13 protein-coding genes are annotated in these 14337 nt (G+C 64.9%); 10 read left to right on the top strand and 3 right to left on the bottom strand.

Features of this window, described 5'->3' with window-relative positions; all coding sequences use genetic code 11:
* Position 1: 1 nt before the first annotated feature.
* From ACV17W_RS15750 to ACV17W_RS15740, 3 genes are all read left to right on the top strand, one after another.
* Positions 2-2578 carry a fimbria/pilus outer membrane usher protein gene (locus tag ACV17W_RS15750; RefSeq protein ID WP_462593268.1) on the top strand — a complete coding sequence of 859 codons (2577 nt, stop codon included), beginning with the start codon at positions 2-4 and terminating at the stop codon, positions 2576-2578.
* Complete coding sequence (locus ACV17W_RS15745; protein WP_462593267.1) at positions 2575-3729, top strand: fimbrial protein; 1155 nt, start codon at positions 2575-2577, stop codon at positions 3727-3729. Before ACV17W_RS15750 ends, ACV17W_RS15745 begins: the two co-directional genes overlap by 4 nt.
* 71 nt (positions 3730-3800) lie before the next feature.
* Positions 3801-5648 (top strand): ATP-binding protein, encoded by a 1848-nt coding sequence (locus ACV17W_RS15740; protein ID WP_462593266.1) that lies wholly within the window; start codon positions 3801-3803, stop codon positions 5646-5648.
* Here the strand turns inward: ACV17W_RS15740 and ACV17W_RS15735 are convergent.
* Together ACV17W_RS15735 and ACV17W_RS15730 are read right to left on the bottom strand one after the other, a co-directional pair.
* Positions 5576-6079, bottom strand: coding sequence for an Hpt domain-containing protein (locus ACV17W_RS15735; RefSeq protein WP_462593265.1), 504 nt, complete (start codon positions 6077-6079; stop codon positions 5576-5578). The two genes, ACV17W_RS15740 and ACV17W_RS15735, sit on opposite strands and share 73 nt — an antisense overlap.
* 6 nt (positions 6080-6085) lie before the next feature.
* Positions 6086-6712: a response regulator gene (locus ACV17W_RS15730; RefSeq protein WP_462593264.1), complete on the bottom strand. Its 627-nt coding sequence runs from the start codon at positions 6710-6712 to the stop codon at positions 6086-6088.
* Positions 6713-6872: 160 nt separating this feature from the next.
* On the opposite strand from ACV17W_RS15730, the gene ACV17W_RS15725 reads away from it, so the two are divergent.
* The 3 genes from ACV17W_RS15725 to ACV17W_RS15715 all read left to right on the top strand — a co-directional run bounded on the left by ACV17W_RS15725 (position 6873) and on the right by ACV17W_RS15715 (position 9992).
* Complete coding sequence (locus ACV17W_RS15725; protein ID WP_462593263.1) at positions 6873-7760, top strand: EamA family transporter; 888 nt, start codon at positions 6873-6875, stop codon at positions 7758-7760.
* A gap of 107 nt (positions 7761-7867) precedes the next feature.
* Positions 7868-8959, top strand: a complete 1092-nt coding sequence (locus ACV17W_RS15720; protein ID WP_462593262.1) for a tartrate dehydrogenase — start codon at positions 7868-7870, stop codon at positions 8957-8959.
* 46 nt (positions 8960-9005) lie between these two features.
* Positions 9006-9992 (top strand): Bug family tripartite tricarboxylate transporter substrate binding protein, encoded by a 987-nt coding sequence (locus tag ACV17W_RS15715; protein ID WP_462593261.1) that lies wholly within the window; start codon positions 9006-9008, stop codon positions 9990-9992.
* 48 nt (positions 9993-10040) lie between these two features.
* Here ACV17W_RS15715 and ACV17W_RS15710 read toward each other — a convergent pair whose 3' ends face one another.
* The gene (locus ACV17W_RS15710; RefSeq protein WP_462593260.1) at positions 10041-10955 is read right to left on the bottom strand and encodes a LysR family transcriptional regulator; all 915 of its coding nucleotides are present in this window, start codon (positions 10953-10955) and stop codon (positions 10041-10043) included.
* A 156-nt stretch (positions 10956-11111) separates the two neighbouring features.
* On the opposite strand from ACV17W_RS15710, the gene ACV17W_RS15705 reads away from it, so the two are divergent.
* Genes ACV17W_RS15705 through ACV17W_RS15690 form a run of 4 tightly spaced genes read left to right on the top strand, consistent with a single transcriptional unit; the run spans position 11112 to position 14255 of the window.
* Positions 11112-12140, top strand: coding sequence for a hemin-degrading factor (locus ACV17W_RS15705; protein ID WP_462596570.1), 1029 nt, complete (start codon positions 11112-11114; stop codon positions 12138-12140).
* 42 nt (positions 12141-12182) lie between these two features.
* Positions 12183-12473 (top strand): ABC transporter substrate-binding protein, encoded by a 291-nt coding sequence (locus tag ACV17W_RS15700; RefSeq protein ID WP_462593259.1) that lies wholly within the window; start codon positions 12183-12185, stop codon positions 12471-12473.
* Complete coding sequence (locus ACV17W_RS15695; RefSeq protein ID WP_462593258.1) at positions 12460-13467, top strand: FecCD family ABC transporter permease; 1008 nt, start codon at positions 12460-12462, stop codon at positions 13465-13467. Before ACV17W_RS15700 ends, ACV17W_RS15695 begins: the two co-directional genes overlap by 14 nt.
* On the top strand, positions 13467-14255 hold the full coding sequence (locus tag ACV17W_RS15690; protein ID WP_462593257.1) for a heme ABC transporter ATP-binding protein: 789 nt from the start codon (positions 13467-13469) through the stop codon (positions 14253-14255). Before ACV17W_RS15695 ends, ACV17W_RS15690 begins: the two co-directional genes overlap by 1 nt.
* Positions 14256-14337: the final 82 nt, after the last annotated feature.

Genomic DNA, 14337 nt, shown 5'->3' with positions numbered 1-14337 from the left:
CATGCCGCGTTTCCTATCTTCCGTACCGCCTCTGCGCTATTCGGCCGCGCTGGTGGCCGCCGCCTTGGCCGCCGGCGCATGGGGACAAGCCTCGACGCAACCTTCGCCGACCCAGGTGGCTGATGTGCAGTTCAATACCAATATGCTGCGTGCACTGGGCGATGCGCCGGTGGACATCAGCCGGTTCGCGCGCGGAAACCACCCCGCCCCAGGTGACTACACCGTCCCGGCCTACGTCAACGGCCACTATGTAGGCCGATCCACCGTACAAATGCGGCAGCAGGCGGGCGAGGCTTACCCTCAACCCTGCGTGGCCTCGGATCTACTGACGCAGGCAGGCGTCAACCTGCAACGCCTGGATGAGGCGACGCAGCTGCGGCTTTCCACGGATGACTGTCTGCGTCTGCACACCCTGATTCCCGACGCCCATGCGGAATTCGACAATGGCGAGCAACGCCTGGACCTTTCAGTGCCTCAGGCATGGCTGGTACGCAGCGCGCGGGGCTACGTCGATCCGAAGCACTGGGACGAGGGCATTGCCGCAGGCATACTGCGATACAACGCCAACGTGTATCGCTATGGCAACCGCGGCAGAAGCTCGACCACGCAGGGCTATGTCGGAATTGACAGCGGCCTCAATGCCGGACCCTGGCGGTTGCGTCACCGCGGCAGCTTGAACCATCAAGACCGTACGGGCACGAGCTATCAAAGCATCCAGACTTCGCTGCAGCGCTCATTGGCCAGCCTGAAGAGCCAACTGACGGTAGGCGAGTTCTACACCGACGGCACCGTGCTTGAAAGCGTGGGCATGCGCGGCGTGAAGCTCGCTAGCGATGACCGCATGTACCCCGAATCGCTACGGGGCTATGCGCCCACGGTGCGCGGCATTGCCACCAGTAACGCACGCGTCAGCGTTCGGCAGAACGGCAATGTCATCTACGAAACCACGGTGGCGCCCGGCGAATTCGAGATCAACGACCTCTACCCTACGGGCTACGGCGGCGACCTTGAAGTCGTTGTCACCGAAGCCGACGGCCAGCAACACGTCTCGCGCGTGCCCTTCGCGGCGCCGGTGAACGCCTTGCGATCCGGAACCACCCGCTACAGCCTGGCGGGTGGCCAGTACCGCAGCCCCTACACCCGAGAAAAACCCTATGTGATGCAAGGCACATTTCGGCATGGGTACAACAACCTGATCACGGGGTACGGCGGCGTCACCGCATCTGAACACTACCTGTCGGGCGAGGTGGGCGCCGCAATGAACACCCGCGTGGGCGCCTTCAGCTTGGACGCCACCCATGCCCGATCGAAACTCGGCAATCGGCAGCGACGCTCAGGCCAGAGCTACAGCGTGAGCTATTCCCGCCTGTTCGAGCCCACGCTCACCAGCGTCAGCCTGGCCGCCTACCGGTACTCCACCAAGGGTTTCCTCACCCTGGCCGACACCATGGCGGTGCGATCATCGCGTGCAAGCCCGGCGCTACCCCTGCGCGGGTTCGGCAACACCAAGGGGCGCTTGCAGCTCACCATCAGCCAACCGCTGGGCGACCGACTGGGCTCGCTGTACCTGACCGGATACAGCCAGAATTATTGGGGGCGCGGCGGGCGCGACACGGAATACCAGGCAGGCTACAGCAACACCTACAAGCGCGTGAACTACAGCCTGGGCGCGACACGGCAATACAGCCTTCACTCCGGAAAATGGGAGAACGTGTACATGGTGAACCTCAGTTTCCCGCTGGGCACAGGCCCCCGCGCCCCACGCTCGGGCACCACATTGCAGCGACGCAGCCGGGATCGCAGCACAGCCATTTATCAGACCCTTAACGGCAGTGTCGGCGATACCGACAGTGCGCTGCACTACGGCCTGAGCGCAAGCCGTTCTTCGGGCGAGTCCGGCAGCAGCAACAACGTCAGCGGCCATGCGTCGGTAATGACCCAGATGGCGCAACTGAATGCCAGCGCCAGTCAATCCAATAACAACAACCAGCTCAGCGCCAGCGTGTCCGGGGCAATCGCAATTTGGCGGGGGGGCGCTTCCCTGACGCCAACTTTGGGCGACACCTTCGGCATCGTGCAGGCCCCGGGCGCTGCGGGGGCCCGCATCGCCAATACCAACGGGTTGCGCCTAAACGCGAAGGGTAACGGCCTGATCTCGAATCTGACACCCTTTGCGCACAACACAGTTGAGATCGACCCGCAAGGACTGCCCCTGAACGTCCAGTTCCGATCCACGATACAGCATGTAGCCCCCACCGCCGGTGCCATCGTCCCCATACCGTTCGAAGTCGAAGCCGCTGGCCAGGCTGCAGTGATCCACGCACGCCAATCCGATGGCTCTGCCCTGCCTTTCGGAGCAGAAGTCGTGGATGGGCAGAACCATCACATCGGCACGGTCTCGCAAGGCAGCCGCATCATTGCGCAGAACTTGTCCGCCGCCTCGGGGCGCGTGATCGTCAAATGGGGCGCCGCGCCGCAGGAACAATGCCAGGTCGACTACACACTGCCGCAGTCTCCCATGCCTGCGCCCCAATCTTTCCACCTGTTGCAGGGCACTTGCGTGTCGGTACGGTCATGAACAAAGAAGTGCCTCTGGGCAACCGGCGGAATCGATCCATGCGTAGTCGGCTACAACATTCGACCCAATCTGCCGAATTGGCGATGACCAGGCTGGGGCGTCGCTGCGTATGGTTCGCAATATCGTGCGCGTTCTGGGCTGCCTGCCTCGCGGGGCCTGGCGCCGCGGCCCAGGATCTACGGTGCAGCACGGCACCAGGCAAGATCACCTTCAGCGGCGGCACGCTTGCAATCATAGAGCAGACAACCTTAGGCGCTCACCTGGGTGGAATCACCGCTTACCTTAGCAAAACCCAGTTCTCAATGCAGTGCGAATCCCACGTCGTGCCCAACGTGACCGGCTACCCGGCCGTGGTAATCACCACGCCCGGCGCAGGTGTCGCAGATGTCGGCGCCAGCCGCGTGATCCGCTTGCCGAACACAGACATCGGGCTCCAGTTCAACTATGACCTTTACTTCCCGCCGACGTATCACGGCTCGTACGACGGCATCATGTTCAGAACACCCCTATTCCACTCCATGCTCCTGCAACAGGGCACAACCTCCGACGCAACGGCCTACACCGGCGCGACGTTTTTCCTGAACCTGGCCGCCCTCGGGTCCATACACGCCGGCGAAAAAATCCCGGCTGGCACTATCGGGCGCGTGGTGCTTTCCAACATCAAGGACAGCGCCAACCCCAATGAATACCTGAAACTCTACGACATCGAGTTCGCGGGCGATGTCGTCACGAATGGCAAAACCTGCGATGTCACGAATACCACGGTGCAGCTGGGCACACGCGAATTGCTGGGCAGTGTGGGCACTACCACGCCCGCGGTGCCGTTTCGTATCATGCTGAACAAATGTCCGCTGGATACGTACATTTCTTATCGAATAGATCCCACGACGTCGCTCGTCAGCTCGCCCCCTGCCGGCGCGGAGGCATCTGTAATGGCATTGGACACCTCATCCTCTGCCACAGGGGTAGGCATTCAACTGATGCATGACAACCTTACGCCGCACCCCATGGGCACAGTCATGGCACTGGGCCATACAGGGACAAACGGCAGCTTTACCATTAGCTTGAACGCCCGCTATATGAAGATCGCTCCGCTGATCGCCCCCGGCACGGCCAATTCTTCAGCCACTGTCACCATAAGCTATCAATAGGCGCGCGGCTACCTCGAGGTGTAGCGAATTGGCCCGGCTGGGGGTGTTGCTCCCGACGCTCGCGCAGTACCGTGCAACCGCTCATTCGGCTCGAAAACGGCGACATTTTCAAGGCGTCGAACTATATGTGGCCTTTTCCTCAAAATGCAATCATCGTCGCTGCGCTCGCGCTGGCTTACTCCTCTTCGGCCTGCGCGGAACAGTGGCTGCCACGCATGCTGATCTTGCAACCATGGCAGACGCTGCTGAAACTTTTGCCGCTGCTCGGCGGCTTCGTGCTGCTGGCCGGCGTTCCGCTGGCGATGATCGTCGCTGCGCACCGCGCATGGGCGGGAAAACGCCGTTCTGCATTCAGCGACATGTCGCTACTGGATGCATTGCCTTATCCGGTGGTAATACGCGATCGCGCGCTGAAGGTCATCGCATGCAACTCCGCCTATGCAGCCGAATGTGGACCAACCCAACGTCCCCCACGAGGCGCGGCCATCGGCGAGTCGCTCGGCTGGCTGAAGCTGGAGGGCATCGACCAAGGGGAACTGGCACACTGGTACACCGGCATCGCAGCATCCGGCAAACCCGCCTTCATTGACCGGACTTTGCTGCGCGACTACGCACCGGTGCTCCTGCGGCATTGGGCATCGCCGATCAGGGACACGGCCGGCCGTATTCAAGGGCTTGTCGCGGGATGGTGGGATCTCTCGGTGCAGCAGTACGTACTTTCCGAGCTCACCCGCGCGCGGCAAAGCTCCGAAGCGGCATTGAGGGCCAAGGCCACGTTTCTGGCGTCGATCAGCCACGATATTCATACACCGATGAACGCCGTTGTGGGCCTGCTCGAACTCACGCTGGCGCGCGCCTCGTTGAACGCTGTGGAACGGCAGCAGCTGGAAACCGCCCTGCAGGCCGCGCGCTCGCTACTGGCCTTGCTTCGTGACTTGCTGGACCTGTCAAGGCTCGAGGCAGGTGAGTTCGATCTGCGGCCGGTGGCCACGTCGTTGCATTCAGTCGTTGGCGAGGTCGCCGACATCTATTCGCCAGCCGCGCGAAGCAAGGGGCTGCAGCTGCGCACGGTGATCGATCCTGCCGTGGCGGCCTCGCATAGCGTCGACCCGCTGCGCCTGAAGCAGATTCTGAACAACCTGGTGTCGAACGCCATACGATTCAGTACGAAAGATCCGGTGGTCATCGATGTAAGGGCCACGGCCGTACGCAAGGGGCGACAGTGCGTGCAATTCACCGTGAGCGACAACGGTCCGGGCATCGCGGCCGACGCGCTGCCCCGCTTGTTCGAACCCTATGCCCAGGAGGACGGGACGCGCGAACACGGCGGCGTGGGGCTCGGACTCTCAATCTGCAAAGGGCTTGTTGATGCCATGGGCGGACACCTTCGCGTATATAGCAGGCCGCTGCAGGGCACCCGCGTACGCATGCGCCTGTCCCTTGCCGTGATGGCCGATGCAGGCGCCGACGTGGTTTCTGTGCCCGCCCGTGCACCAGGTCCGATATTGGTGGTGGACGACAACGCGGCGAATCGCATGGTACTGCAGCACCAATTGCAGGCCTTGGGGCACGATGTCGTTTGCGTAGACAGTGGCGTCCGAGCGCTGCAGCTGGCCGACGTGCAGGCGTTCAAACTGGTGATCTGCGACTGCGCCATGCCTTATATGGATGGCGTTCAGTTCACACGGTCATTGCGGTCCAGCGGCGGGCTCAATGCCGCCACACCGGTATTAGGCTACACGGCTGGCGTGCCGAAGAGCGATATGAGCAGCTTGTACGATGCCGGCATGAATGCTGTGCTGGTAAAGCCTGTGGCTTTGGCGGCGCTGCGGCAGGCATTGCAAACCTATCTGGCTACCAGGCCAGAGCCGGCATCGTCCAGCTCAAGTGGCGAGCCAGCCAGGGCCGACAACGCCTGAGACAGGCGCTGCACCGATGCACTGACCATCGCCTCTGCGCTGAGCAAAGCAGCGGCATCTCGTTGGTCGGCCCATGTTTCGACCTGCTGGCACAACTCCACCAGCGTGGCCGCGCCGGACAACTGGGCGGTGCCCTTGATGCGATGTGCCACTGCACGCAAGTCGCCCCAGTGCTTGCCCGCGTATGCGGCCCGCAATGTCTGCACATCTCGCCGATTGGTTGTGAGCAGGCAGGCAAGGAGGTCTGCCGCAGCTTTGGGATTGCCGCTGACCAGCTCGCGGACATGCCGGCCGATGGCGCTGCATTCTGTAGCCGTGGGCAGCACATCTTGGACGTCGGCTTTCTTCGCCGCAGGCATTCCGACGCTGGCGGCATCACTGTTGCGTGGGTGGGCACTGGCTCGTGGCCTGGACATCGCAGTGGCGGACATGATAGATCAGGGTGCGATACGGTGCGTGCGGGCGAAATCGACCAATTCGACCAGTGATCGGACGCCGAGCTTACGCATCAGGCGTATCTTGTAAGTGCTGACGGTTTTATTGCTGATGAACAGTTTGTCGCCGATAGCCTTGTTGGACAGCCCCTGCACCAGCATTTGCATCACCATGACTTCGCGGTCGGACATGCGTTGTACGATGCGCGCGCTATCGGCCTCGGTGATGCTGACGCCAGCACTGCCGACGTCGGGATAGATCTTGTAGCCGGCAATCACCGTTTCGATGGCGCGGATGATTTCTGGAACCTGCAGCGTCTTGCTGACAAAGCCATGCGCGCCGGCAGCCTGTACGCGCGGCGCATAGACCGCAGCACTTTGCGCGGAGATGACCAGAATGCGCACCGCGGGTTGCACGCGCTGTATGCGGGGAATGGCGTCCAGCCCGTTGAGCCGGGGCAGGTCGAGGTCGAGCAGCACCAGCCCTGGTTGCGCGTGCCGTACCAGGCGCACTGCTTCCTGGCCATTGGCGGCCTCGATGACCTGCGATACACCCAGCAGCCGTGAAAGCTGCAACCGGATGACCAGACGCATGGCGGGATGGTCATCGACGATGAGCACGTTGGTCACGATTCAGGGTTTGCTCATTTGAAACAGCCTGGCCGCAGGCGCGGCGCAAACAGGCATTGTGGCGACGAAGCCCGTAAACTTGATTGATCTTGAATAAGCGACCCGACCGGCGCAAGACCGCCACCAGGCGTGCGCCGGGAGACTGCCTGAAGGACGCTTCATGACGCGAGGCACGGATGTACTGGCCACGGCCTTGGCCCCGGCCATCTGGGGCAGCACCTATATCGTCACGACCGAGTTCCTGCCCCCCGACTACCCTCTGACGGTCGCAATGCTGCGCGCCTTGCCGGCGGGGTTGCTGCTGTTGTTGTGGGCTCGTCAGCTGCCGCACGGGATATGGTGGCTGCGCAGCTTGTTGCTGGGCTCGCTGAACTTCGCGCTGTTCTGGGCCATGCTTTTCGTGACGGCGTATCGGCTGCCGGGGGGCGTAGCGGCAACGCTGGGCGCGATCCAGACGCTGATCGTCATCGGTCTGGCGCGATTGCTGCTGGGCGCGCCCGTGCGGCCATGGTCCGTCGTGGCGGCGCTGGCGGGAATCGGCGGCGTGGCGCTGCTGGTGCTGACGCCGGATGCCGCCCTGGACCCCTATGGTGTAGCGGCCGGCCTGATCGGCGCGCTAGCCATGGCCCTGGGCACAGTGCTGAGCCGCCGCTGGCAGCCCCCCGTGCCGGCCCTGACCTTTGCAAGCTGGCAACTGATGGCCGGCGGACTGGTGCTGCTGCCGGCAGCCGCCTGGCTGGAGCCGCCCCTGCCCGCCCTGTCGGCCGCCAATCTGGGCGGACTGGCCTATCTTGCCGTGATCGGTGGCGCATTCACATATGCCATATGGTTTCGCGGGCTGGCACGCCTGGGACCGGCGGTCGTGGCCGCACTGGGCTTTCTGAGCCCGCTGACGGCGGTGATACTGGGATGGGGGCTGCTGGGTCAGAGGCTGACCCTGCCGCAGCTGGGCGGCATGGGCATCGTGATCGCGAGCGTCTGGATCGTGCAGCGCGCACAGGCAGCGACCCCGGCCGCCGAGCAGAGGCCGTCGCGACGCGGGCGTTAACCTGAAGTTAATGATGTTTTGACTCGGGCGGCGGGCACGGGCCGCCGCGCTGGGTACAGTGCCTGACAGAGCATGCCGGCGACGGTCGCCGGCCAGGAGTCAGGCATATGAAGACATACCGCATCGCTACCATTCCGGGCGACGGAATCGGCAAAGAAGTCATACCCGCCGGGCGGCACGCCATGCAGGCGCTCGCCGAGGCCGACGGATCCTTTGCGTTCGAGTTCCACGATTTCGACTGGGGCGGCGATTACTACCGGCGCCACGGCATCATGATGCCGGCCGACGGCCTGGACAGCCTGCGCGACAAGGACGCCATTCTGTTCGGGTCGGCGGGCGACCCCGACATACCTGACCACATCACGCTGTGGGGGCTGCGGTTGAAAATCTGCCAGGGACTGGACCAGTATGCCAATGTACGCCCCACGCGGATATTGCCCGGCATCGACGCCCCCCTGAAGCGATGCACACCCGACCAGCTGGACTGGGTGATTGTGCGCGAGAACTCGGAAGGCGAGTATTCAGGCGTGGGAGGACGCGTGCACCAGGGCTTGCCCATCGAGGCGGCCACCGACGTGTCGATGATGACGCGTGCCGGGGTCGAACGCATTCTGCGCTATGCATTCCGGTTGGCGCAGTCGCGCCCGCGCAGGCAGCTGACCGTGGTGACCAAATCGAACGCGCAACGCCACGCCATGGTGATGTGGGACGAAATCGCCCTGGAAGTCAGCCGCGAGTTCCCGGACGTACGGTGGGACAAGGAATTGGTCGATGCCGCCACCGCGCGCATGGTCAACCGGCCCGCGTCGCTGGACACCATCGTGGCCACCAACCTGCATGCCGACATACTGAGCGACCTGGCGGCGGCCCTGGCGGGCAGCCTGGGCATCGCCCCCACCGGCAACATCGATCCGGAACGACGCTTTCCGTCGATGTTCGAACCCATACATGGTTCTGCCTTTGACATCATGGGCAAGGGCCTGGCCAATCCGATCGGCACGTTCTGGTCCGTGGTGATGCTGCTTGAACACCTGGGCGAACGCGAGGCGGCGGCCCGCATGATGCAAGCCGTGGAATCCGTGACGGCCAACCCGTCGCTGCACACGGGCGACCTGGGCGGCAAGGCGACGACCGCGCAGGTGACCGAAGCAGTCTGCGACTATCTGCGCGGCAGCGCGGCCGAGACTCGCGCCGCCTGAAGCGCACGCGGGCCTGCATGAATGCTAATAACAAGAGGAGACCATCATGACTATTGCAACACCCTTCTGGCGCCGGCTGTGCGCCGGCGCGTTGTGCGTGGCAGGCGTGGTATTGGCCAGCGCTTCCGGCGCCCAGCCCTATCCGGCCCGGCCGATCAACCTGGTGGTGCCGTTTCCGGCGGGTGGCACAACAGACGCACTGGCACGCGCCCTGGGCCAGGAACTGGCGAAGAGCCTGGGCCAGCCCGTGGTAGTGGAAAACAAGCCCGGGGCCGGAGCCACCCTGGGCGCCGACTACGTGGCCAAGGCCGCCCCCGACGGGTACACCCTGCTGATGGGCGCAGTGCACCACACCATCGCCACCAGCGTGTACCGCAATCTGCAATATGACTTTCAGAAAGACCTGGCGCCGGTGACGACCGTGGCGCTGGTACCCAACATTCTGGTGGTGAATCCCAAGGTGGCGGCACAGAACGTGCAGGAACTGCTGGCCCTGGCCCGCGAGACGCCGGGCAAGCTGACCTTCGGATCCAACGGCATGGGCACGGGGCAGCACCTGATCGGCGCACAGTTCCAGGATCTGGGCGAAGTCCAGCTGCTGCACGTGCCCTATAAAGGCAGCGGGCCGCTCACCACCGACCTGCTCGGCGGCCAGATCGACATGTCGTTCGACACGATCACGCCCGTGCTGCCGCACGTGAAGTCCGGCAAATTGCGAGCCCTTGCCGTCACCACCGACCAGCGATCCGCGGCCCTGCCCGACGTTCCCACCTTGCAGGAAGCGGGCCTGAAGGGCTTCAACATGGGGACCTGGTTCGGCGTGCTGGCCCCCGCCGGCACACCGCCCGAAGTGGTCGAGCGCCTGAACGGCGACATGGTGAAGATCATCAAATCGCCCGAGTTCGGCAAGCGCATGGCCGAGATCGGCGCGGTGCCCATCGGCGACAGCAGCGAGCAAATGGCGCAACAGATCCGGGAAGACACCGAGCGCTACGCCAAGCTGGTGAAGCAGGCCAACGTGGCGATCAACTGAGCCCGGACGCCCACCCGCCCGCACAAGGCGGGCATGGGCCGCCCGCCGTCACCAGGCCGTGCCTTCGCTCTGCCGCCTGTCCTCGAAATAGTCGACCAGGAAGTCGATGAACACACGCACCTTCGCCGACAGGTGGTTGCGCTCGGGAAACACCGCATGGATGTCGGCGGGGGGCAGCGCGTAGTCTTGCAGCAATAGTTCCAGGCGGCCCGAGCGCAGGTAGCGCGCCAGGTCCCATTCGGCGCGCTGCAGAATGCCCAGCCCCGCCAGGCCCCAGGTCAGTGTGACCTCGCCGTCGTTGCTGCTGAGGTGTCCGCGCACCTTTACCGTGTCGGTGTGGCCGCCCTGGCTGAAACGCCAGAGCCCATAGGTTTCTTCATTCTGGCGCAGTACGATGCACTGGTGGCGGGCCAGATCTTGCGGCGCCTCGGGGCGGCCGAATTTTTTCAGATAAGCGGGCGCGGCGCACACCAGGCGCCGGTTCGGCGCTATGCGCCGGGCAATGAGGCGGGCATCGGGAATATCGCCGAAGCGTATGGCCACATCAAAAGCGTCCTGCACGAAATCGCCCGGGGAGTCTGTCAGCTGGAGCTGCATCTCGACATCGGGGTAGCGGCGCGCGAACAAGACGATGGCGGGGGCAATATAGCTGCGGCCGAACCCCAGCGGCGCGTTCACCTTCAACAGGCCGCGCGGCTGCGCCTGCCGGTGGATCATGAGCTCGTCCAGGTGTTGCAGGTCGCTGAGGATGCGACGCGCATTCTCGAAATACAGCTCGCCCTCTGCCGTCAGGCTGATGCGGCGCGTATTGCGATTGAGCAGGCGCACGCCCAGGCGGTCTTCGATCTGCGCCAGCCGCTTGCTGACCGCCGCGGTGGTGACGCCCATCTCGCGCGCGGCAGCCGAAAAGCTGCCCGCGCGCACGAGTTCGACCAGCAGTTGCAGTTCTTGTGACTGGCCCATGGCGTTCGGCGCGGTGCTGTGCTGTCAATGCCGGCCATGTTAGCGCAGGAAACCCGGGCGGCTCCGGTTCTGGATAGAGTGCCTTCCATTATCATGGCAAAGACCCGCCGCGACCGGAAACAGGAGCAAACCTTGAGCAACCCCACGTATACCCAGATGGCCGCCGAGCTGAGGGCGCGCAATGACGCCCTTGCCGCCGCGCAGCCGGGGCAGCGCGCGCGCAACCTGGCGCAGTCGCTGGGGGTTTCCGAGGCGCAGTGGGTGGCGGCACAGTGCAACGGCCTGCGCGCAACGGCGCTGACGGGTGCGGAATCGCCGCAGATGATTTTCCGCGAGATGGGGGCCCTGGGCGAAGTCATGGCGCTGACTCGCAACGAATGGTGCGTGCACGAGCGCCATGGCCGGTACGAATCCATCCATGCCGATGGCCCGGTCGGCCTGGTGTTGGGACCCGATATCGACTTGAGAGTGTTCTTTACGCAGTGGCATACGGCGTGGGCTGTCGAACACGATGGCCGCCGCAGTCTGCAATTCTTCGACCGGACCGGCCAGGCGGTGCACAAGGTGTACCGTACCGACGCCACGGACGCTGCCGCGTACGACGCCCTGATCGCGAGGTTCGCTGGCGAGCCGCACTGGCCCTTGGCGCATCCTGCCCCAGCAAGCGACGAGGTTGGCGAGGTGAGCGACCCGCAGGCCTTGCGGACAGCGTGGCTGGCCATGCAGGACACCCATGAATTCTTTCCCATGCTGCGCAAGTTCAAGGTGTCGCGGCTGGCGGCATTGAACGCCGCCGGCGCCGACCTGGCGCAACGCGTGGACGCCGATGCGGCCGAACGCATGTTGACGGCAGCAGCCACGACGGGCCTGCCCATCATGTGTTTCGTGGGCAATCGCGGCATGATCCAGATTCACACGGGGCCGGTATCGAACTTGCGGCGCACCGGCCCCTGGTTCAATGTGCTCGACCCGCGATTCAACCTGCACCTGAACACGCAGGCCATCGACAAGGCGTGGGTCGTGAGCAAACCTACCAGCGACGGCTGGGTCACATCGCTGGAACTCTACGCGTGCGGTGGCGACCTGATCGTGCAATTCTTTGGCGAGCGCAAACCGGGCAGGCGCGAACTGCCGGATTGGCGCAACTTGCTGAGCAGCCTGTGCCCGCAGGCGCTGGCAGCTTGAGGTTCATAAAGAATCCCATGCCTGTACGCACGTCGAAAATATATGCTGGCTGACCAGCAAGGATACAAGCCGCTGTCGGCCGAGGCGCTGAGCGCGCTCGCTCCGCAAGTGATTGCGGTGCCGGGCACGGCGCTCGAAGCCGCCGGAGGCAGGCAGCAGCTGCTAGCCGTGCCCGGCCTGGCATCCACGCCCGCGGCGCGAAACGACTGCATTGTCATCATGGACGACCTGCTGGTGCTGGGAACCGAGCCAAGGCTGCCGCACGCAATTCGCCAAGTGAAGCAGGCAGACTGTATTGCTCGGCAGGAGCGGCGCACCCATGCAGCCGCGTAAGCGCCCGCACGGACCTGCGGTGCTGGCCGCGCTGGGCCTCGCGGCCCTGCTGGTGGCGGCACTGGCTTCGCTCAGCGGCGCGGTGCATATTCCCCTGTCTGATGCGTGGCGCGTTCTGTTCAGCGATGGCGCGGCGCAACCCGACGACGCACTGTGGCGCAACGTGCTGCTCGACATCCGGCTGCCGCGCGTGCTGTTCGCGGCCGTCGCCGGGGCGGCGCTGGCGATAGCCGGCGCCGCCATGCAGGCGCTGTTCCGCAACCCCCTGGCCGAACCGGGGCTGGTGGGCATTTCGGCCGGAGGCGCGCTGGGTGCCGTATCGGCCATTGTGCTGACGGCCGGCGGATTCGCGGTCACGGCGCCCGCCGCGTTCGCGGGCAGCCTGCTGGCCACCGGCGCGGCCTACGCGGTGGGGCGGCGCGTCGCCGGTGTGGCGGGGCTGCTGTTGGCCGGCATCGCCATCAATACCGTGGCGGGCAGCCTGATCGGCCTGCTGACCTACCTGGCTACGGACGCGCAACTGCGCGACCTGACTTTCTGGAGCATGGGCAGCCTGGCTGGCGCAAGCTGGCCGTTGCTGGCCTTCCTGGCGCCATGGACGCTGCTGTGGTCGGCGTGGCTGATGCGCCAGTGGCGGCCCATGAACGCCTTGTTGCTGGGCGAGCGCGAAGCGCAACACCTGGGTTTTGCTCTGGTGACCCTGCGATACAAGCTGGTGGTCGCCACGGCGCTGATTGTCGGGCCGCTGGTGGCCGCCACCGGCGGCATCGGGTTCGTGGGCCTGGTGGTGCCGCATCTGGTGCGGATGACCCTGGGCGCCGACCACCGCTGGCTGCTGCCTGCATCAATGCTGGCAGGCGCGCTGGCGCTGACGCTGGCCGACTGGCTGGCCCGCGTGGTGGTGATTCCCGCGGAACTGCCCATCGGACTGGTCACCAGCCTGGTGGGCGGCCCCTTCTTCTTGTGGCTGCTGGCCAGAGGACGACGCTACTGATGAGCTTGCGCACGGTCGACCTCGCCCTGTCGCGCAACGGCGCGCGCCTGCTGCACGGCATATCCGTGAGCATCGAACCCGGCCTGGTCGTCGGCCTGTTGGGCGCCAATGGCGCCGGCAAGTCCACCCTGCTGGCGGCCCTGTCGGGCGAATTGACGCCCGACAGCGGCCGGATCGAGCTCGACGGCGCCGACTTGTCCCGCTTGCCCGCCCGGCGCCAGGCCCGCGTGCGCGCAGTACTGCCGCAAAAGCCCTCCCTCAGCTTCGACCTGGCCGTCCATGAGGTCGTGGCGATGGGCGCCTACCCGTTTCCGGAACTGGCGCCGGTACAGGTACACGACCTGGCCGACGAGGCGCTGGCCCTGGCCGGCGTGCCTCACCTGGGGCAGCGGCGCTATCCGGAACTGTCGGGCGGGGAACAGCAGCGCGTGCAGTACGCCCGCGTACTGGCACAGTGCCTGGCGCATCGCGGCGCGCAAGCGCCGCGCTACATGCTGCTGGACGAGCCCATATCCAGCCTGGACCCGAAACACCAGAGCGAATTGCTGCGCACCACGTCTGTCCTTGCCCATGAGCGCGGCGTGGGGGTGCTCATGGTTCTTCACGATGTGAATCTGGCGGCGCGCTGGTGCGACCGGCTGGTTCTGCTGGGGGGCGGCACACTGGTGGCCGATGGCGCGCCCACACAAGTGCTCACCGCGGCGAACCTGCGCGCCGTGTACGACATCGATGCCGACGTACTGCCTCACCCCACCCTGCCGGGCCGGTTGCTGGTGCTGCCGCATTGACGCTCGAGCGGGTGTCTTGACGCCCATGGTGCCCATGGACGCCTCGATAGGACGATTCGCCAGATTCCCGGGACTGACGCAA

The organism is Bordetella sp. MIP270_01_BMS (assembly GCF_054958705.1).
The sequence above is the reverse complement of the archived record's forward strand: the minus strand, read 5'-3'. Positions and strand labels throughout refer to the sequence as shown.